Raw genomic sequence first — 18,303 nt, forward strand, 5'->3', positions numbered from 1 at the left:
CCGCCTTGTTGCTAGAACCCGCCGGGGCGCCTGCCCCGTTCATACTGCGGCACCCAGGGCAGCTTCTGGTCCAGCTCGGCAGCCGCGCGCAGCCACCAGTGCGGATCGCGCAGGGCTGCCCGGGCGATCAGGGCGGCGTCCGCGGACCCTGCCTGCAGGATTTCCTCGGCCTGCGTGCCGGAGTCGATCAGCCCGACGGCGGCGGTGGGGATCCCCGCGCCGTGCCGGACGGCCGCGGCGAATTCCACCTGGTAGTTGGGGGCGACAGGGATGGTTGCTCCCGGTACGGCACCTCCCGTGGAAACATCCACCAGGTCCACGCCGTGCTCACGGGCCTGGCGGGCCAGCACAACGGAGGATTCAGCGTCCACTCCCCCGGGCAGCCAGTCAGTAGCGGAAATCCGGAGCAGCAGCGGCATGGATTCCGGAATGACCGCCCGCACGGCGTCGATGACTTCCAGGGTCAGCCGGTTCCGGCCTGCTTCGTCGCCGCCCCAGGCATCGGTCCTGGTGTTGACCAGCGGGCTGAGGAACTGGTGCAGCAGGTAGCCGTGCGCCCCGTGGATCTCGATGGTGTCGAACCCGGCATCCACCGCGCGCACGGCGGCTGCGGCGAAGTCGCTGATGACGCCGCGGATGCCGTCCTCATCCAGCTGCAGGGGTGCGGCGTAGCTGCCGAACGCATCGGCGGTGGGGCCCACGGTCTGCCAGCCGCCGTCGTCGGCCGGAACGCTGCCGTGCCCGGCTGCGAAGGGGGCATAGGTGGAGGCCTTGCGGCCGGCGTGTGCCAACTGGATGCCGATCCGCGCGTCCACGGCGCCGTGCCGGTGCACAAAGTCCGTGATCCGCTGCCAGCCGGCGGCCTGCTCGCCGGTCCAGATCCCGGCGTCCTGGGGACTGATCCGGCCTTCGGGGCCGACCGCTGCTGCCTCGGTGATGATCAGGGCCGCGCCGCCGGCGGCGAAGGAGCCAAGGTGCATCAGATGCCAGTCGTTGGGCACACCGGGGGCGTTGCCGGGTACTTCCGGCAGCACCGGGTCAGCTGAATACTGGCACATGGCGGCGACCCAGCCGCGGTGGGCCAGGTCCAGGCCGCGCAGGGACATGGGGTCAAACAGTGACGCTGTTTCCATGGGGGTGCCCGCCGCCTAGAAGAGGGCCCGGGCCAGCGCCGAGCGGGCCTTGGTCACCCGGGGATCGCTGACACCCACAATTTCGAACAGATCCAGCAACCGCAGCCGGGCGGTTTCCCGCTCCTCACCGTGGACCCGCCCGATCAGCGAAATGATGCGCCGGAAGGCATCATCGACGTGGCCCCCGGCAATATCAAGGTCGGCCACGGCCAGCTGCGCCGCCACGTTGTCGGACTCGTCGGCACCGGCCCGGCGCACCGCCTCGGCGTCCGCGCCGCGGAGCCGGATCATCAGTTCCACCTGGGCCAGCCCTGCCTTCGCCTCGGCGTCTGCGGGCTGTTCGGCCAGTGCCTTGCGGTACGCTGCCGCGGCGCCGTCATAGTCCTCGGCGTTAATGGCGTCGAAAGCTTCCTGATGCAGCGGCGGCAGGGGTGCTTCGGCAGCCGGATCCTCCGGCGCAGCGCCGTCCAGGGATCCGTTCACCCCGTTGGCGGCGGCCACCTGCAGCAGCTCGGCCACCACGGCACGGATCTGTTCCTCGGGCAGTGCGCGGTCAAACATCGGCACCGGCTGGCCCTTCAGCACGGCTGCAACGGTGGGCACGGCAATGGCCTGGAAAGCCTGGGCAATCTGCGGATATGCATCCACGTCCACCCGGGCCAGGAGCATCCGGCCGTTCTCTTCGGCGGCAATGCCCGCCAGCACGGCGGACACGTTCTGCGATTCGGCGTTTGTCCGCGAATACAGGTCAATAACCACCGGCACCTCTGCCGAAAGCTGAACGATCTGCGGGAAGGTCTGCTCCGAAACCTCCACCACGAACGGCGACGGCGCGGCCGGGGCGTTTCCTCCCGACGGGGCAGCCGGGGCGGCCGGCGCGGCGGCGGGCGGGGCTGCGGAACGGGCCTTCAGCGCGGAGAGGTCAACGGCCCCGCGGAGGTTCATGGAGGACGGGGCCGCCGGTGACGGGCGGTGGTTCGGTGTGCTCATTTCTTCACCTTATTACCTTGCGCCCGGTCACCGGCAAGCCTGTCCCCGTTCCGGGGTCCCCGGCTACTTCAGGGTTGCCGAAAGCAGCTGCTGCGAAGCACCCACCACCAGCGCCTTGCCGGTGCCGCCGGAGGCCGGGACATAGATCATTACTGCCTCACCGTGCGTCACATCGATACCGGCATCCGTGTCCGGTGCCCCGGTCAGTGCCTCATAGATCGTCCCGGCCAGGTTCACGGAATCCCCTGCGTCCTTGGGGGTGCTGGAGAAGGTGTTGGAGAGGTAACCGAACACCAGCGCGCCGCCGTCCTCGGTCCGCAGTGCATGCGTGGCCTTCGGATCCGGGGTGTGGCTGAACGTGATGTTGGCGAACTCGTTCTTGGGATCGTTCTTCACCCCGTCCTCGAATTTCACCACGTCATCGCTGAAGCGGTTGGACTCGAAGGTGTCCTTGTTGCCGCCCTGCGGGTTGGAGAGCGAGTCTGCCAGGGCGGTCACGGCTGCCTGGGGCGCCATGGCCAGGCCGTTGTCCGAATCGGCCGGGATCTGGTCCGTTCCGGTCTCGGCGGCGGGAGGCTGGGGGAAGGTGCTGGCCGGCAGCATCTCGACTGCGGAAGCGAGCTTGTAGTTGTCCCTGGCGGATGCCTGGACCAGCAGCAGGGCCTGGGGCACCTCGTTGCCTTCGCCCTGGGTCACCGCCACTACGGTGCGGGGCCAGGAGAAGGTTGAGCTCACGGACTGGGTCAGCAGGTCCTCGGCGGCCACGGGCACGGGCGCCTTGTGGTCGGGGATCTTTGCTGCAGCTGCGTAGTTGGCCTTGCGCATGTCCAGGGCTGCACCCGTGACCCGCTCATCCAGCGCCGAGGCGTCCTTGGCCGTGTCGCCGGCCGCCACGGTGTCAGCAACGGAGGCGAGGATCCGGTCCAGCTGCGAATCCAGGATGACGGGGTTGCCGGCCTCAGCGGATTCCTCTCCGGCGAGTGCCGGTGCGGGTGCGGCCACCAGAACCAGGGCCGCGGCAGCAGCAGCCGCCAGGACCGGACGACGCCGGCCACGGGACGCGGCGGTGAAGGGCGCGGTGCTGCCGGAAACGGTTTCGGTGCTTCGCACGGGGGCGGCACCGGTGTCCGGTCCGGTGCTGCGGCGTCCGCTGCGCGGGCCGTCGCCCCCGCTTCGCAGGAAGCCCAGTGCCAGGCCCAGGACGGCGAGCAGTGCGCCGAGAATGATCAGGGGGACGGCAAACGGGCGGGTTGCATCATTTTCCCAGCTCAGCGTGACGTCGGTGGGAGCCGGGGCGGTGCCGTCGGCGGCAAGCAGGATCTCCCACTCACCCTCAGCCGGCGCTTCCCAGGAATAGGAGAGTTCCCCTTCAGCTGCTTCCTCTGCCACCCACAGGTCAGAGCCTGCCGGGTTCGGGGCGGTAATGCCGGTGTCATCCGTGCCAACCACCAGGCCAAGGCTGCCGTCTCCGGGGCTCAGCCGGGTGGCGGATGCATCCCCCACCCATGCCTGCACGTCATTGGCACGTCCTACGGCCAGCGTGAACGGTGCATCGGAACGGACCGTGATATCCACGCCGTCCGGATACTCGTCCAGCAATTCCGATTCCAGGACGGTGACGACGGCGCCCGGCCCCTCGCTGCCCGACGTGTCCGCGGACACCGACTCGGTCTCCGGGGGTGCCCAGATGGTGCGCTGTCCGATGCCGATCAGCATCAGCAGCACCCCGAGGACTATCAGCGGAACTGCAAATTTGTTTCGCACAATTTACCTATCTTCGGTGAAGTGACATCTCCGGGTCGGCGCCGTCCGGCAGGCAGGAACAAAGCCTGCGGATGTGGTCGGCGGAAGCGCAGCGGTTCATCGGTGTCCTGGCACTTTATAACCCAATGGTAACGAAATCCCTTGACACGGCCCATTCGAGGGGTCCGGCAGAGATGTCCTTCCGGGGCCCGCCAGTGCAAAAACGCCCCCGGGGGCCGGTGCTGCTGATAAGGTTTCGCAACGTATCAGGCACCGCAAACGGCAGAGGAAGAGGCATCGCATGAGCGAAAACGAGGACCTCCCCGTCCACGCACCGCTCCCCGGCCCGGACCAGGTGCCTGCCGCCGGAGACCGGTCCCCGAAGGACGCTCCGGCCGCCGGGGCACCGGCTCCGCGCCGGCTGCCCGGTTTCATCTCCGCGCTGACGGGCCGCCTGCAGCAGGGCTTCCCGGGTGCCCGGCCGCGGCCGCGGTTTGAAATCCCGCCCGACGATCTTTCCGGCCCCGAGGTCACCGTGGACTCCGAGGTCCGTCTGCCCGATGAGCGGCTGGGTATTGGTGGAGCGCAGGCCGCACCGGATTCGGACGCCGGCAGTATGCGTGCGCACCCTATTTACTTCGGATTTATGCTCACGGTTGGCGTGGGACTTGCCCTGCTGCTGTACTTCGTCATCACCAACGTCGGTGAACTTCTGGTGTGGATCGGCGCCGCCCTGTTCATTGCCCTCGGCCTGGACCCGGTGGTCCGCTGGCTCGCTGCGCGGCGGATTCCCCGTCCGGCAGGCATCGCCATTACGGTGCTGGTCCTGGCCGGCGTCGTTACAGCCTTCTTCGCCACACTGATTCCCACCATCGTCAGCCAGACCTCGGAAATTGTTTCCAAGACGCCCGGCTACATCGATAATTTCCTGGCCTCGGACTTCTTCGTCAACATCGACCGGCAGTTCCAGATCCGTGACCGCATTGACGAAGAGGTCACCAAGTTCTTCTCCAACAGCGACGCGGTGGGTGGCGTGTTCGGCGGAGTGCTGAGCGTGGGCACGGTGATTGCCAACGGCCTGTTCGGTGCGCTGATCATCCTGGTGCTCACCCTGTATTTCCTGGCCTCCCTGCCGTCGATGAAAAAATGGGCCTACCGGCTGGCTCCGCGCAGCCGGCGCCGCCGGGTGGAGGCGCTCTCCGAGGAGATCACCGGCAGCGTGGGCAACTACGTGATCGGCCAGGGCTTCGTGGCCCTTTTGGACGCCACGTACGCGTTCATCGTGATGACCATTACCGGTGTCCCGTTCTCCGTACTCCTGGCCTTCGTAGTCGCCCTGCTGGCGTTTATCCCCCTCGTGGGGCCGCCCATCGCCCTGGTGCTGGTGTCTCTCGTTGCGCTGACCGTGGGCTGGCAGACTGCGGTGGTGTTCGCCATCCTTTACATGGCGTACCTGCAGTTTGAGGCCTACTTCGTTTCGCCGCGCGTGATGCAGCGTGCGGTGGCAGTGCCCGGCGCTGTGGCAGTCATCGCCGTCATCGCCGGCGGCACCCTGCTCGGGGTCCTGGGCGCACTCATCGCCATCCCGACGGCGGCGGCCACACTGCTGCTGCTCAAGGAAGTCTTTATCGCCCGGCAGGACCGGCACTAGCGCCCCTTCGGTAACGCGCTGTCCGGACTGCCAGGCCGATCCGCCTGTCCGGTCCGCCGGGACCTTGGCCTATTGGCCTATTGGCCTAGTAGCGCCGGCGGGTCCGCCAGCAGTGGCTGTGCCAGTGGCGCCGGCCTTCCACGGCCGCCTGCCTGCCCAGCAGCGAGTCTTCCTGCCAGACCACCAGGTGGGCGGTGCCGGGCGGGATCAGCACACCGCAGCCGGGGCACCGGTAGTCCTTGGCGGCGTTCTGCGCCGTGATCTGCCGCACTGACCACTCGCCGTCGGGACCGCTTTCATGCCGCGGCAGTCCGGCGCGGGTTCGCTCCAGATCCACTTCCGGCGGCGCGGAGGCCCACTTGCGGCGGGCGTTGCGCCCGGCGGGGCTGCCGGGCGATGGCACACGGCGGGGACGGTTGGAGCGGGGCATAGAAGTCATTTTGCCGCAGTTGAGCCGGTAAAGTGCAACTGTGCGTTTAGTAATAGCCCGATGCTCCGTTGACTACGTCGGCCGCCTCCGTGCCCATCTGCCCCTGGCCGTACGGCTCCTGATGGTCAAGGCCGACGGTTCCGTCCTGGTCCATTCCGACGGCGGATCCTACAAACCGCTGAACTGGATGAGCCCTCCTGCCACCATGCGCAGCGTGGCACCGGACGAGACGGACGCCGAGGCCGGCGTCACCGAAGTGTGGAACGTCCAGAGTGCCAAAACCGATGACCGGCTGATCATCAGCATCCACGAACGCTTCTCCGACGTCTCCCATGACCTGGGAGTCGATCCCGGCCTGATCAAGGACGGCGTGGAAGCGGACCTGCAGCGGCTCCTGGCCGAGCAGATCAACCGGCTCGGCGAGGGGCATACGCTGATCCGCCGCGAATACATGACCGCCATCGGTCCGGTGGACATCCTGGCGCGCGATGCCTCCGGCGCCACCGTGGCCGTGGAACTCAAGCGCCGCGGGGACATTGACGGCGTGGAGCAGCTCACCCGTTACCTGGAACTGCTCAACCGCGATCCGCTGCTGGCACCGGTCAAGGGGATCTTTGCCGCCCAGCAGATCAAGCCGCAGGCACGGGTCCTGGCCGAAGACCGCGGAATCACCTGCCTGACCCTGGATTATGACGCCATGCGCGGAGTGGATGACCGGGATTCCCGGCTGTTCTGACTCTCCCGCACGGCCGGCATGCCTAGAATCGGTGCATGACGTCCACAGCCCCTGACCAGAACCGCGGCTGGATCCGCGGCGCCCTGCTCGCCCCGGATGAACTGGTCAGCGACGGTGTGCTGGCTTTTGAGGGCGACCGCATTGTCTATGCCGGACCGGCTGACGGCTTCGACGGCGGGGGCTGGCCGGATCCGGTCGCCGCCCCCGACGCCAGCCTCATCATTCCCGGGCTGGTGGACCTGCACTGCCACGGGGCGGTGGGCAGCGACTTCACCACGGCGGATGCCGAGGGGATGCGCCGGGCCGCCGGTTTCCTCCACGCCGCGGGAACCACCACACTGCTGGCCAGTACCGTTTCCGCGCCCCGGGATGTGCTGCTGGCGGCCGCCGGCCGGCTGGGCGCCCTCGCCCGGGAAGGGCTGATTGCCGGCATCCATGCCGAGGGCCCCTTCCTCTCCCCCGTCCGCTGCGGTGCACAGGACCCGGCCTCCCTGCTTCCTCCGGACCCCGACTTCGTGGATGAATTCCTCCTGGCTTCGGACGATGAACTGGTCACCATGACCTACGCCCCGGAACTTGCCGGTGCCGATGAGCTGGTGGACCGGCTGATTACCCGGGGCGTGACACCCTCATTGGGCCATTCCGATGCCTCGGACGCCACCGCTGCCGAGTCGCTGGAGTCTGCCCGGGAGGAGATGGAGGAAGCGGGCTTCGACGGCTACGCTCCGCGCCCTACCGTGACGCACCTGTTCAACGGGATGGCCCCCATGCACCACCGCTCCCCCGGCCCCGTGGCGGCCTGCCTGCGGGCGGCGCAGCGCGGTGATGCGGTGGTGGAGCTCATTGCCGACGGCGTGCATCTGGACCCGGCGATGATCCGCACGGTCTTTGAGCTGGCCGGTGCCCAGAACGTGGCGCTGGTGAGCGATTCCATGGCCGCCACCGGGCTGGGGAACGGCAGATACCGCCTTGGGCCCGCCGACGTCGTTGTCAGCGGCGGTACCGCGAGGCTGGCAACCGACGGCGGGCTGGCCGGCGGGACGGCCACCCTGCTGCAGTGCGTCCGAACCGCGGTGGCGGCCGGCGTCCCGCTGGCCGATGCCGTGCTGGCAGCCACCGCCGTGCCGGCGGAGGTGCTCCGGCTTGCGGACGAAGTCGGCACGCTGAGGCGTGGGCTGCGGGCCGATGCCCTGCTGGTTTCAGCGGACCTGGAGCTGCTCGGTGTGCTGCGGAGCGGGAACTGGCTGCGGGCCCCGGAAAACACGTAGGAAAAACTTACAAATATTTCGTTTTCAGCATTGACCAGCGAAATGGCTTATGCGACTCTATTACCAGTCTTTGTGTAGGTGTTTTTTCATGCTCGCAAGACCGTTGCGAGCGAGAAGCTCCTCAAGGAACTGCTGAACGGCAAGAACTTGGGCTTTCTTGCTTCAGTAACATAAGCCGCACGGAGCGTGCAGGTAAGTTCCATTTATGAGGAGAAACAATGGCTCAGGGTACCGTCAAATGGTTTAACGCCGAAAAGGGCTTCGGCTTCATCACTCCGGACGATTCCGACGGCGACGTCTTCGTTCACTACTCCGAGATCCAGACCAACGGATTCAAGACGCTCGACGAGAACCAGCGCGTTTCCTTCGAGATCGGCCAGGGCGCCAAGGGCCCCCAGGCCACCGGCGTCACCGCCCTCTAAGGATTAGCCAGCAGTACATCCCGAAAGGGAAACCAGGAAAGCCTCCGGCATATGCCGGAGGCTTTCCTGTGTCCGCGGGCCTAGCCCCTCCGGCGCACCACGTTCGCGCCGAGGCCGCGAAGGTTTTCCATAAACCTTTCATAGCCGCGGTCAATATGATCGACACCGCGCACTTCGCTGGTTCCGTCCGCCGCAAGTCCGGCGATTACCAGCGCTGCCCCTGCACGGATATCGTTCGCTACCACCGGCGCCCCGGAAAGCAGCGGAACACCCTGAATCAATGCATGATGGCCGTCCAGGCGCACCACGGCGCCCAATCGTGCCAGTTCCGAGGTAAACCCCCAGCGTGCCTCGAAGACATTCTCGGTCACCATGCCGGATCCGGTGGAAACGGCGTTCAATGTGACCACAAACGGCTGCAGGTCAGTGGGGAACCCCGGATAAGGCAGCGTCGAAACGTTGATCGGCTCCGGGCGCTCGGGCCCCTTGACGGTGAATCCGTCCTGCCCGGTTTCAACCTCGCAGCCGGCCTGGACCAGCTTGTCCAGTACTACGGCGAGAGCTGACGCGTCCGCCTGGCGGACTTCAATTTCGCCGCCGGTAATGGCCGCAGCGAAGGCCCACGTACCCGCGACTATCCGATCCGGCACCACACGGTGCTCCACCGGATGCAGCTCCTGCACGCCGTCAATGACCAGAGTGTTGGTTCCCACGCCGCTGATCTTGGCGCCCATGCCCGTCAGCATCAGCGCTATGTCAGTGATTTCCGGTTCGCGGGCGGCGTTGTCGATGATGGTCCTCCCCCGCGCCAGCGTTGCGGCCATCATCAGGTTCTCGGTCGCACCCACGGACGGGAAGTCCAGGATATGGGCGGCACCGTGCAGCCCTTCCGGGACTGAGGCCATCAGGTAGCCGTGGTCGATACCGATGGTCGCACCCATCAGTTCAAGCCCCGCCCGGTGCATGTCCAGGCCGCGTGACCCGATGGCGTCCCCGCCGGGCAACGCCACCTCGGCGCGGCGGCAGCGGGCAACCAGCGGGCCCAGGACCGAGATGGAGGCACGCATGGCCCGCACAAGGTCATAGTCCGCCTGGTGCCCCGGGAGCGCCGGAACGTCCACAGCGACAGATGCGGCGTCGACGTCGTAATCCACCGTGCAGCCAAGCCGGCGCAACAGCTCGGCCATGATCCACACATCCTGGATGTTGGGCACATTGGTGATGACGGATCGGCCCTCGGCCAGCAGCGTGGCAGCCATCAGCTTCAGGACGCTGTTCTTGGCACCCGGAACGGTAACTGCTCCGCGGAGGGTGCTGGGGCCGGTAACAACAATGACGTCTTCCATTACTCCATCCTAGGCGGACGCCGGCGCACCGCTTCGTTCGGCGGCGGGCGGCGGAGGGTGTTTCCGGCGGAGGGTGTTTCCGGGCAGCAAAAAAGGCACAGGGAATTTTCCCTGTGCCTTTTTCACGCCCTGCCGGATCTACCGCCAGGTGCCGATGCCGATGACCGGACCGGCTTCGAGCCAGGAGGAGAGGCCGGTGTAGGTTTCGTACTTCATGGCCACCAGGACCTCGCTGTCCTCGCAGGACAGCTTCACCACCACGGCACCGGGCTGGATGCGGGCACGCTCCGCTTCGGTGGGTTCCCGCCAGCCGTTGATTTCCAGCGAACTTCGCAGGAAACGGTACGGCGGACGGGGACTCAGCGATACAAGGCGCAGCCACTCCAGATGGGTGTCCGTATAACGGCAAACCCCCATCCGCCACCCGGCAGGCGGGAAGCAGATGGAGGCGTCAAAGGTCCCCAGGGTGCGCCGCAACGTGCTGCGGCGCACCCAGAAAAGCACTACTGCCAGGACCAGCAGCCCGAACAGGGCTGCCACAGCAATGAACACGTAGGAGCTGTCCATCGGTGGGGGTCAGCGGATCCCGGCGGTTGCTTCGTTGGTCACCTTGGCATTGTCGGCCACAATGACCACGCGGTTGTTGTCCACGGAGAAGAATCCTCCGTCAACGCTTACCTCAATGCGCGAGCCGGACACAGGCTCGATGGCCATGGTGCCCTCTGCCAGGATGGCCAGCACCGGTGAGTGGCCGGGAAGGATCCCGATCTCGCCGTCGCTGGTGCGGGCCTTGACCATCTTTGCCGCACCGGACCACACGAAGTGGTCTGCTGCAACAATCTCAACTTCGAGTTCAGCAGTGTCCGCCATGGGGCTCACTTCCCGGTCTGCTCTTGGATCTTCGCCCACTGACGCTCAACATCGTCCATGCCGCCAACGTTAAAGAAGGCCTGCTCGGCAATGTGGTCAACGTCGCCGTCGCAGATGGCCTTGAAGCCTTCAACGGTGTCCTTGATGGAAACCGTGGAGCCTTCAACACCGGTGAACTGCTTGGCGGTGTAGGTGTTCTGCGAGAGGAACTGCTGGATGCGGCGTGCACGCGAAACAACAATCTTGTCCTCTTCACCGAGTTCGTCGATGCCGAGGATGGCGATGATGTCCTGGAGTTCCTTGTTCTTCTGCAGGATCTGCTTGACGCGGATAGCCGTGTCATAGTGCTCCTGGCCCACGTACTGCGGGTCGAGGATGCGCGACGTCGAGGTCAGCGGATCCACGGCCGGGTACAGGCCACGGGAAGCGATTTCACGGGAAAGTTCCGTGGTCGCGTCCAGGTGGGCGAACGTGGTTGCCGGAGCCGGGTCGGTGTAGTCATCGGCAGGCACGTAAATGGCCTGCATGGACGTGATCGAGTGACCCTTGGTGGAGGTGATGCGCTCCTGCAGCAGACCCATCTCATCAGCCAGGTTCGGCTGGTAGCCCACGGCGGACGGCATACGGCCGAGAAGGGTGGAAACCTCGGAACCTGCCTGCGTGAAGCGGAAGATGTTGTCGATGAAGAGCAGCACGTCCTGGTTCTGCACATCGCGGAAGTACTCCGCCATGGTCAGGCCGGACAGGGCCACGCGAAGACGCGTTCCCGGCGGCTCATCCATCTGGCCGAATACAAGGGCCGTGTCCTTCAGGACGCCTGCCTCTTCCATTTCAACCCAGAGGTCGTTGCCTTCACGGGTACGCTCGCCGACACCGGCGAATACGGAGGTACCACCGAAGTTGCGGGCAACACGGGTGATCATTTCCTGGATCAGCACGGTCTTGCCGACGCCGGCGCCGCCGAACAGGCCGATCTTGCCGCCCTTGATGTACGGGGTCAGGAGGTCGATCACCTTGATGCCCGTTTCGAGCATCTCGGTGGAACCCTCAAGGTCCGCGAAGTTCGGAGCGGAACGGTGGATCGGCCAGCGCTCGGAGATTTCCAGCTGGTCCTCGGCAACGTCCAGGGGCTCGCCCAGCACGTTGAAGATGTGGCCCTTGACTCCGTCGCCCACGGGCACGGAGATGGGAGCACCGGTGTCCACCACGGCTGCGCCGCGGACGAGGCCGTCGGTGGCCTGCAGGGAAATGGCACGGACGAGGTTGTCACCCAGGTGCTGGGAGGTCTCGAAGGTGATGGTGCGGGTCTGGCCGTCGAGCGTCAGCTCGGTGGTCAGTGCGTTGTAGATGGTGGGGATTGCGTCAGCCGGGAATTCGACGTCGACAACCGGGCCAATGACACGGGCGATACGGCCTGTGGCGCCCGGTGCTACGGAGGTTGCTCCGTGCTCGGCAGTTTGGGCAGTCATCTCTCTCACTTCACTCAGTTAGATGGCGTGTGGACTAAGTTTTGTTTTGCGTTGGAGCTTGCTCGATTGCAGGCGGCTAGGAGGCGCTTAGCGCGTCCGCACCGGCGACAATCTCGGAAAGCTCCTGGGTGATTTCAGCCTGACGGGCGTTGTTGCGAAGTCGCGTGTACTTCTTGATCAGGTCCGTGGCGTTATCCCCTGCGGCCTTCATGGCACGCTGGCGGGCGGCAAGCTCGGAAGCGGCTGCCTGGAGCATGGCTGCGAAGATGCGCGACTCGATGTAGCGCGGCAGCAGTGCGTCCAGGACCTTTTCGGGCTCGGGCTCGTATTCGTAGAGGGGCAGGAACTCAGAGCTTGACTGGGCTTCTTCCTCCACTACCTCCAGCGGCAGCAGTCGGATGACCGCAGGTTCCTGAACAACCATGGACTTGAAGCGCGTGTAGACAATGTGGATTTCATCCACGCCGCCGTCTTCGTAGGCCGTATTGAAGTCATCGAGGAGTGCCTTGCCGATTTCTCGGGCTGTTTCGAACTCAGGTGCATCGGTACCACCGGTCCACACCCGTTCCACGGAACGGTTGCGGAATTCGTAGTACGCCTGCGCCTTGCGTCCGACAAGGTAGGTCTTAACTTCCTTGCCCTCTTCACGGAGCAATTCATTAAGTGCTTCGCCCTGCTTGAGGACACCGGCGGAGTATGATCCGGCAAGACCGCGGTCGGAGGTCATGATGACCACGGCTGCGCGCCGGATCTGCTCCGGTTCGGTGGTCAGCGGATGATCGATCTCCGACTGGGATGCCACAGCAGAAACGGCACGGGTGATCGCATTGGAGTAAGGCAGTGACGCAGCCACACGGGTGCGCGCCTTTCCAATCCGAGAGGCAGCAATCAGCTCCATCGCCTTGAAGATCTTCTGCATCGACGTGGTCGACGCGATCTTCTGACGGTAGACCCGAATTTGGGCTCCCATACTTTTCCTTTCAGTTCCTAGCGTTCGAACTAGGGGCTAAGGCAATGGCCAGGTGTTCCGCTGCCGGGCACCGGGCCCGGCAGCGGAACACCAAACCGCTAGCGCTTCTGCTTGACGATCTTTTCCTGGTCTACGGAGTCCTCGTCCAAGGCGGAGGTCTCTTCGTTGCCGGCGGCAACCATGCGGTTGTCACCTTCACCGAAGAAGCCCTGCTTGAAGTTGGTGATGAGGTTCTTCATCTCATCGACCGTGGAATCCTCGAGCTTGTTCGTCTCGGCCAGGACGGTCATGACGGACGAGGAGTGGCGTACGTGCTCCAGGAACTCGGTCTCGAAGCGGCGGACGTCCTCTACCGGAACGTCATCCAGGTAGCCGTTGGTGCCCATCCAGATGGAGACAACCTGGTCTTCCACCGGGAACGGAGCGTACTGGCCCTGCTTGAGCAGTTCCATCAGGCGTGCACCGCGGGTCAGCTGCTGGCGGGAAGCCGCATCCAGGTCCGAGGCGAACATGGCGAATGCCTGCATGTCGCGGTACTGGGCCAGTTCCAGCTTCAACGTACCGGAGACCTTCTTCATGGCCTTCTGCTGCGCTGCACCACCGACGCGGGACACGGAAATACCGACGTCGACGGCGGGGCGCTGGTTGGCGTTGAAGAGGTCCGACTGCAGGAAGATCTGGCCGTCGGTGATGGAGATAACGTTGGTCGGGATGTAGGCCGAGACGTCATTTGCCTTGGTTTCGATGATCGGCAGGCCGGTCATCGAGCCTGCACCGAGCTCGTCGGAGAGCTTGGCGCAACGCTCCAGGAGGCGGGAGTGCAAGTAGAAGACGTCGCCCGGGTAGGCTTCGCGTCCCGGCGGGCGGCGCAGCAGCAGCGACACGGCGCGGTAGGCTTCAGCCTGCTTGGAGAGATCATCAAAGATGATCAGGACGTGCTTGCCGCCGTACATCCAGTGCTGGCCGATGGCCGAGCCTGCGTACGGTGCCAGGTACTTGAAGCCTGCGGGGTCGGATGCCGGGGAGGCCACGATGGTGGTGTACTCCATGGCGCCCTGGTCTTCCAGCGTGCGCTTGATTTCAGCGATCGTGGAAGCCTTCTGGCCGATGGCAACGTAGATGCAGCGAACCTGCTTCTGGACGTCGCCGGACTCCCAGTTGGCCTTCTGGTTCAGGATGGTGTCCACGGCAATGGCGGTCTTACCCGTCTTGCGGTCACCAATGATCAGCTGGCGCTGGCCGCGACCGATCGGGATCATGGCGTCGATTGCCTTGAGGCCGGTCTGGAGGGGCTCGTGGACCGACTTACGCTGGGTAACGCCGGGGGCCTGGAGTTCCAGTGCACGGCGCGCTTCAGCCTGGATCGGGCCCAGGTCATCCATCGGCTCGCCCAGCGGGTCGACTACGCGGCCCAGGAAGGCGTCGCCTACGGGTACGGACAGGACTTCACCGGTGCGGTGTACTTCCTGGCCTTCTTCGATACCGGCGAAATCGCCAAGTACCACGACACCGATTTCACGGGTGTCCAGGTTCTGGGCCAGGCCCAGCGTGCCGTCCTCAAACCGAAGCAGCTCGTTCGCCATAACGGAGGGCAGGCCCTCCACACGGGCGATGCCGTCGCTGGCGGTGGTTACCCGGCCAACTTCAACGCGCTCTGCGTTTCCGGGTTCGTAGGACGCCGCGAATTCGTTCAACGCATTACGGACGTCGTCGGCGTTGATGGTCAATTCGGCCATCTGCAGTCCCTGCTCTCCTATGTTGTGATCATCGCTTACTTCCGATGACCGTGATTGGTTCTCAATTGTTTCTCTGGCCGTTGCCGGCCCTGAAGGTGACTAGACAGCGAGCTTTCGGCGCAGTTCGGTCAGTCGTGTCGTGACAGTGGAATCAACTACTTCATCCCCCACTGTGACACGGATGCCGCCCAGAATCGTCGGGTCTACGTTGACGTTAATCTTCAGCTCACGGCCATACAGTCCGTTGAGAGAGGACTGCAGACGCTTCTGCTGCTCCTGCGTCAGCGGGCGGCTCGACTGCACTTCTGCAATCCACCGCTGCTGCCGGCCGGCTACCAGTTCCATGAACCGGGTGACCAGTGCCGAAGGACGCAGTCCGCGCGGGGCGGTAACTGCCTGCTTCACCAGCACCTTTGCTTCGGCTCCCATGCCGGGTACCAGCTTCATGGCCAGCGCGGAACGCGCCTCGGCCGAAGCCTGCCGTTCCTGCAGGGCCCGCTGGACCTCGTGGTTGGCTGCTACAACCTGGTTGAACCGGAACAGATCGCTTTCCAGATCTTCCAGGCCGGAGAGGCCGGGGCCCTTGTTTTCCGCCACTGCGGAAACAACCGTTGCACCCAGGGTTTCCAGGGCGTCGCCCATGTCGCGCGGGTTGCGCCACCGGGACTCCACCAGAGAAGCAACAAGCTGCTCGGCGTCGGTCGAAACCTTGCCGCCCACCAGCTTGGAGACCAGGGCTGCCTTGGCAGAGGCTTCACGAGCCGGATCCGTCAGGGCACGCAGCAGTCCAGCATCGCTGTCCAGCAGGCCCAGAATTCCAAAGAGTTCCTCAGCCAGGGACAGGCGTGCGCCGGGAAGCATGGTTTCCAGCTTTTCCTGTGCCGCGGCCAGTGACTCGCTCGATATACCTGCCATTACTGGACCGCACCTGCGTTCTGGGTTTCCAGGTCGTCAAGGAAGCGGTCAACGACACGGGCTGCACGCGCGTCGTCGGCGAGGGACTCGCCAACGATCTTGCTGGCCAGTTCCGTGGCGAGGGTTCCCACTTCGCTGCGAAGCGCAACGACAGCTGCCTGCCGTTCCGCCTCAATGGCGACGTGGGACTGTTCCATGATGCGGGCGGACTCGGCGCCGGCCTTGGCCTTGAGGTCGGCAAGGATCTGGGCGCCTTCGGCGCGTGCTTCCTCACGGATCCGGTTGGCCTCGGTGCGGGCGTCGATCAGCTGCTGCTTGTATTCATCCAGAGCTGCGCTGGCTTCTGCCTGGGCGGCTTCAGCCTTCTTGAGTCCGCCTTCGATGGCCTCGGTACGCTCTGCATACGTCTTCTCGAACATCGGGACGACGAACTTGACCACGATGTACATCAGCGCAGCGAAGCCAAGCAGTGTTACGAGGATCTCCCAGATGTTTGGGACCAGAGGATTCGCGCCTTCTTCAGCGGCGAGGATTAGTGCCTCGTTCATTTACCATCCGTCCTATCTACTTGGTTAGGAAAATACGCGCTGAAGTTAGAGAACGAACGCGAAAACCAGACCAAGGATAGCCAGTGCTTCGGTCAGCGCCAGGCCCAGGAAGGCGATGGGCTGCAGAACGCGCTGTGCTTCCGGCTGGCGTGCAACGCCGTTGATGTAGGCAGCGAAGACCAGACCCACGCCGATGGCGCCGCCGATGGCGGACAGACCGTAGCCGATGAGGTTGAGGTTGCCGTCGATGGAGATTTCCATTATGGATGTTCCTTTCAAGATGCCCGCAGGCAGGTTGTTTGGTTCAGGGGTTTCCCCGGTGAGGGGAGGTTTAGTGTTCCTCGGCCAGGGAGCCTTGGATGTAGATCGCAGTCAGCAGGGTAAAGACGTAGGCCTGCAGGCACTGGATCAAAACTTCGAACAGGAACATGCCAACGCCGCCAACCAGGGTGAGGACACCCAGCGGCTTCAGCAGTCCTTCAGCCTCCAGCAGCAGGAACTCGGTTCCGGTTGCCGCCAGCATGATGATGAGGTGGCCCGACAGCATGGTCGCGAAGAGTCGCAGGCTGTGCGTGATCGGACGGACCAGGAAGGTGGAGATGATTTCGATCAGCACTACGAGCGGCAGGATGGCCATCGGTACGCCGGAGGGAACCACGGCGAACTTGAAGTACGAAATACCGTGCTTCTTGATGCCCAGGATGATCCAGGTGAAGTAGACGATGCCGGCGAGGGCGTAGGCCGTTCCCACGTGTGAGGTGGTCGGCAGCTGTGCCAGCGGAATGCTGCCCCAGAGGTTGTTGATCAGGATGAAGAAGAAGAGCGAGAACAACAGCGGGGTGAACGCCCGGAAGTCCTTTTCACCGATAATGTCCCGGCCGATCGAGTTCCGGACCATGTTGTAGCCGAACTCACCCAGGAACTGCAGCCGGCCCGGCACCAGCTGGCGCTTGCGCGCAGCGGCAATAAAGAACCAGCTGATAATGATGACGGAGATCAGGATAAGCAGCATCTGCTTACCGAAACCCTCACCGGTCGGGGCGCCCCATGGAAGGATCTCAGGGAGGTGCATGTCTTCGAGGGTGGGTGAAACGAATCCCTCGTCATTGGAGGCGGGAAGCGCAAGCGCGATCAACGCGTTTCCTCTCTGCTGTGTCCATCGTTGGGCATATCATTGGCGGGCACGCGCGAGGTGCGCCCTCTATTCAGGTTTTGTGAAGTCAATTCGATTTATCCGTATCCGGCTGTTTTCCGCCCGTGGTGGGCCGGTCCGCACCCGGGGTGCGCCTGTGCGCGGCGGCCACATAGTAGCCACTCACCGCACCCAAGACGATACCGGCCGGTAAAATCCAGCGAGTTCCCAGGAGACTATCCAGGCTCCACCCTATCAAACCCAAGGCGATGATTCCCGCCAGCACATACTGCAGTGCTTCCTTGCGGCGGGACGGCGGTGCCTGGAAGGCCACGGGTACGGGCTGTTTCTTAGGCATGTCCGGCTCCTTTGGTGGTCTCGTCGGGAATGTCTGCGTATATCAGGTGCCGTGTCCGCGAATATGCACGGACCTCAGCAGCCTGCCAAAGCACCACAGCGCCTACGGCTGTGAGGCTGAACCATTCCCGGTGCAGCCATTCCGGGGTGCCCAGACCGAAAAGAATGGCGGCAAAACCGACAATCTTAATGGCATAGGTAACCGCGAACATTCCAATGGCACCTGACGGATTGCTGCGGCCCACGAAATGGCCGACCAAAAGGCTGATGCCGAAGAAAGCCGCAATCAGGAACCACCCCAGCAGCGAACTCGCTGCTGCGCCTGGACCCGTGAGGACTGCGGCCGCCGCTGCGGCGAGAACCGCGGCAGCACCGGTCAGGAGAAACGCCGCCCTGAGGATCCCCAGCCAGGGGGCCGCCGTTGGCCCGGAGGGGGTCAGGTACCCGCCGGAGCGGGAACCGTCTTCGGATCTCATGGTGTGGGCAGTCTTCCTTGCCTGGGCTGTGATGGGTTTGGATAAGGCGCGGGCTACCGCGACCCTTGAATTCTACAGTACATAGAAGAAGCCGTTGACAGCGTGACGGCC

The 18,303-nt window shown here is 64.5% G+C and carries 20 protein-coding genes; 4 read left to right on the forward strand and 16 right to left on the reverse strand.

The genetic code is table 11. The annotated features are described in order from the left end of the window. Nucleotides 1-11: 11 nt before the first annotated feature. From MUK71_RS11045 to MUK71_RS11055, 3 genes are all read right to left on the reverse strand, one after another. Entirely contained in the window at nt 12-1,133 is a 1,122-nt protein-coding gene (locus MUK71_RS11045) for an NADH:flavin oxidoreductase/NADH oxidase (protein WP_227929501.1), read from the reverse strand. Between the two features lie 15 nt (nt 1,134-1,148). Further along, complete coding sequence (locus MUK71_RS11050; RefSeq protein WP_227929500.1) at nt 1,149-2,123, reverse strand: tetratricopeptide repeat protein; 975 nt, start codon at nt 2,121-2,123, stop codon at nt 1,149-1,151. Between the two features lie 63 nt (nt 2,124-2,186). Then, a complete protein-coding gene (locus tag MUK71_RS11055; protein WP_227929499.1) occupies nt 2,187-3,887 on the reverse strand; it encodes a DUF8094 domain-containing protein in 1,701 nt (566 codons plus the stop codon). Nucleotides 3,888-4,167: 280 nt separating this feature from the next. Between MUK71_RS11055 and MUK71_RS11060 the strand changes: the two genes are divergently transcribed. Continuing rightward, entirely contained in the window at nt 4,168-5,517 is a 1,350-nt protein-coding gene (locus MUK71_RS11060; protein WP_227929498.1) for an AI-2E family transporter, read from the forward strand. Nucleotides 5,518-5,602: 85 nt separating this feature from the next. Here MUK71_RS11060 and MUK71_RS11065 read toward each other — a convergent pair whose 3' ends face one another. After that, on the reverse strand, nt 5,603-5,947 hold the full coding sequence (locus MUK71_RS11065) for an Rv1322 family protein (RefSeq protein ID WP_227903333.1): 345 nt from the start codon (nt 5,945-5,947) through the stop codon (nt 5,603-5,605). Nucleotides 5,948-5,987: 40 nt separating this feature from the next. On the opposite strand from MUK71_RS11065, the gene nucS reads away from it, so the two are divergent. From nucS to MUK71_RS11080, 3 genes are all read left to right on the forward strand, one after another. Further along, entirely contained in the window at nt 5,988-6,683 is a 696-nt protein-coding gene (gene nucS / locus MUK71_RS11070; RefSeq protein ID WP_227929497.1) for an endonuclease NucS, read from the forward strand. A gap of 35 nt (nt 6,684-6,718) precedes the next feature. Further along, nucleotides 6,719-7,951: an N-acetylglucosamine-6-phosphate deacetylase gene (locus MUK71_RS11075; protein WP_227929496.1), complete on the forward strand. Its 1,233-nt coding sequence runs from the start codon at nt 6,719-6,721 to the stop codon at nt 7,949-7,951. Between the two features lie 218 nt (nt 7,952-8,169). After that, the gene (locus tag MUK71_RS11080) at nt 8,170-8,373 is read left to right on the forward strand and encodes a cold-shock protein (RefSeq protein ID WP_146361532.1); all 204 of its coding nucleotides are present in this window, start codon (nt 8,170-8,172) and stop codon (nt 8,371-8,373) included. An 80-nt stretch (nt 8,374-8,453) separates the two neighbouring features. On the opposite strand, the gene murA is transcribed toward MUK71_RS11080, so the two are convergent. The 12 genes from murA to MUK71_RS11140 form a co-directional block, all read right to left on the reverse strand. Then, complete coding sequence (gene murA, locus MUK71_RS11085; protein ID WP_227929495.1) at nt 8,454-9,719, reverse strand: UDP-N-acetylglucosamine 1-carboxyvinyltransferase; 1,266 nt, start codon at nt 9,717-9,719, stop codon at nt 8,454-8,456. 138 nt (nt 9,720-9,857) lie between these two features. Beyond that, a complete protein-coding gene (locus tag MUK71_RS11090) occupies nt 9,858-10,286 on the reverse strand; it encodes a DUF2550 domain-containing protein (protein ID WP_227903342.1) in 429 nt (142 codons plus the stop codon). Between the two features lie 9 nt (nt 10,287-10,295). Then, on the reverse strand, nt 10,296-10,589 hold the full coding sequence (locus MUK71_RS11095; RefSeq protein WP_227903344.1) for a F0F1 ATP synthase subunit epsilon: 294 nt from the start codon (nt 10,587-10,589) through the stop codon (nt 10,296-10,298). A 5-nt stretch (nt 10,590-10,594) separates the two neighbouring features. After that, complete coding sequence (gene atpD, locus MUK71_RS11100; RefSeq protein WP_227903345.1) at nt 10,595-12,058, reverse strand: F0F1 ATP synthase subunit beta; 1,464 nt, start codon at nt 12,056-12,058, stop codon at nt 10,595-10,597. Between the two features lie 76 nt (nt 12,059-12,134). Beyond that, nucleotides 12,135-13,028 (reverse strand): F0F1 ATP synthase subunit gamma, encoded by an 894-nt coding sequence (locus tag MUK71_RS11105; protein ID WP_227903346.1) that lies wholly within the window; start codon nt 13,026-13,028, stop codon nt 12,135-12,137. 98 nt (nt 13,029-13,126) lie between these two features. Beyond that, on the reverse strand, nt 13,127-14,764 hold the full coding sequence (gene atpA / locus MUK71_RS11110) for a F0F1 ATP synthase subunit alpha (RefSeq protein WP_227903347.1): 1,638 nt from the start codon (nt 14,762-14,764) through the stop codon (nt 13,127-13,129). Between the two features lie 99 nt (nt 14,765-14,863). Beyond that, on the reverse strand, nt 14,864-15,679 hold the full coding sequence (locus MUK71_RS11115; RefSeq protein WP_227903348.1) for a F0F1 ATP synthase subunit delta: 816 nt from the start codon (nt 15,677-15,679) through the stop codon (nt 14,864-14,866). Then, nucleotides 15,679-16,227, reverse strand: a complete 549-nt coding sequence (locus tag MUK71_RS11120) for a F0F1 ATP synthase subunit B (protein ID WP_227903349.1) — start codon at nt 16,225-16,227, stop codon at nt 15,679-15,681. The genes MUK71_RS11115 and MUK71_RS11120 overlap by 1 nt, the downstream gene beginning before the upstream one ends. Before the next feature lie 45 nt (nt 16,228-16,272). Further along, nucleotides 16,273-16,488 (reverse strand): ATP synthase F0 subunit C, encoded by a 216-nt coding sequence (gene atpE / locus MUK71_RS11125; protein WP_146361523.1) that lies wholly within the window; start codon nt 16,486-16,488, stop codon nt 16,273-16,275. Between the two features lie 70 nt (nt 16,489-16,558). Next, nucleotides 16,559-17,362, reverse strand: coding sequence for a F0F1 ATP synthase subunit A (gene atpB / locus MUK71_RS11130; RefSeq protein ID WP_227903351.1), 804 nt, complete (start codon nt 17,360-17,362; stop codon nt 16,559-16,561). Nucleotides 17,363-17,447: 85 nt separating this feature from the next. Then, nucleotides 17,448-17,717 carry an AtpZ/AtpI family protein gene (locus tag MUK71_RS11135; protein ID WP_227903352.1) on the reverse strand — a complete coding sequence of 90 codons (270 nt, stop codon included), beginning with the start codon at nt 17,715-17,717 and terminating at the stop codon, nt 17,448-17,450. Further along, nucleotides 17,710-18,192: a hypothetical protein gene (locus MUK71_RS11140; RefSeq protein WP_227903354.1), complete on the reverse strand. Its 483-nt coding sequence runs from the start codon at nt 18,190-18,192 to the stop codon at nt 17,710-17,712. The genes MUK71_RS11135 and MUK71_RS11140 overlap by 8 nt, the downstream gene beginning before the upstream one ends. Between the last annotated feature and the right edge of the window lie 111 nt (nt 18,193-18,303).

Origin of the sequence: Arthrobacter zhangbolii (genome assembly GCF_022869865.1) — a bacterium.
In the GTDB taxonomy this organism is placed as follows: domain Bacteria; phylum Actinomycetota; class Actinomycetes; order Actinomycetales; family Micrococcaceae; genus Arthrobacter_B; species Arthrobacter_B zhangbolii.

What these genes read in the sequence shown, in the direction of transcription:
- MUK71_RS11045 (WP_227929501.1), bottom strand. Translation starts at nt 1,133, where the DNA reads ATGGAAACAGCGTCACTGTTTGACCCCATGTCCCTGCGCGGCCTGGAC.
- MUK71_RS11050 (WP_227929500.1), bottom strand. Translation starts at nt 2,123, where the DNA reads ATGAGCACACCGAACCACCGCCCGTCACCGGCGGCCCCGTCCTCCATG.
- MUK71_RS11060 (WP_227929498.1), top strand. Translation starts at nt 4,168, where the DNA reads ATGAGCGAAAACGAGGACCTCCCCGTCCACGCACCGCTCCCCGGCCCG.
- MUK71_RS11065 (WP_227903333.1), bottom strand. Translation starts at nt 5,947, where the DNA reads ATGCCCCGCTCCAACCGTCCCCGCCGTGTGCCATCGCCCGGCAGCCCC.
- MUK71_RS11075 (WP_227929496.1), top strand. Translation starts at nt 6,719, where the DNA reads ATGACGTCCACAGCCCCTGACCAGAACCGCGGCTGGATCCGCGGCGCC.
- MUK71_RS11080 (WP_146361532.1), top strand. Translation starts at nt 8,170, where the DNA reads ATGGCTCAGGGTACCGTCAAATGGTTTAACGCCGAAAAGGGCTTCGGC.
- murA (WP_227929495.1), bottom strand. Translation starts at nt 9,719, where the DNA reads ATGGAAGACGTCATTGTTGTTACCGGCCCCAGCACCCTCCGCGGAGCA.
- MUK71_RS11090 (WP_227903342.1), bottom strand. Translation starts at nt 10,286, where the DNA reads ATGGACAGCTCCTACGTGTTCATTGCTGTGGCAGCCCTGTTCGGGCTG.
- MUK71_RS11095 (WP_227903344.1), bottom strand. Translation starts at nt 10,589, where the DNA reads ATGGCGGACACTGCTGAACTCGAAGTTGAGATTGTTGCAGCAGACCAC.
- atpD (WP_227903345.1), bottom strand. Translation starts at nt 12,058, where the DNA reads ATGACTGCCCAAACTGCCGAGCACGGAGCAACCTCCGTAGCACCGGGC.
- MUK71_RS11105 (WP_227903346.1), bottom strand. Translation starts at nt 13,028, where the DNA reads ATGGGAGCCCAAATTCGGGTCTACCGTCAGAAGATCGCGTCGACCACG.
- atpA (WP_227903347.1), bottom strand. Translation starts at nt 14,764, where the DNA reads ATGGCCGAATTGACCATCAACGCCGACGACGTCCGTAATGCGTTGAAC.
- MUK71_RS11115 (WP_227903348.1), bottom strand. Translation starts at nt 15,679, where the DNA reads ATGGCAGGTATATCGAGCGAGTCACTGGCCGCGGCACAGGAAAAGCTG.
- MUK71_RS11120 (WP_227903349.1), bottom strand. Translation starts at nt 16,227, where the DNA reads ATGAACGAGGCACTAATCCTCGCCGCTGAAGAAGGCGCGAATCCTCTG.
- atpE (WP_146361523.1), bottom strand. Translation starts at nt 16,488, where the DNA reads ATGGAAATCTCCATCGACGGCAACCTCAACCTCATCGGCTACGGTCTG.
- MUK71_RS11135 (WP_227903352.1), bottom strand. Translation starts at nt 17,717, where the DNA reads ATGCCTAAGAAACAGCCCGTACCCGTGGCCTTCCAGGCACCGCCGTCC.
- MUK71_RS11140 (WP_227903354.1), bottom strand. Translation starts at nt 18,192, where the DNA reads ATGAGATCCGAAGACGGTTCCCGCTCCGGCGGGTACCTGACCCCCTCC.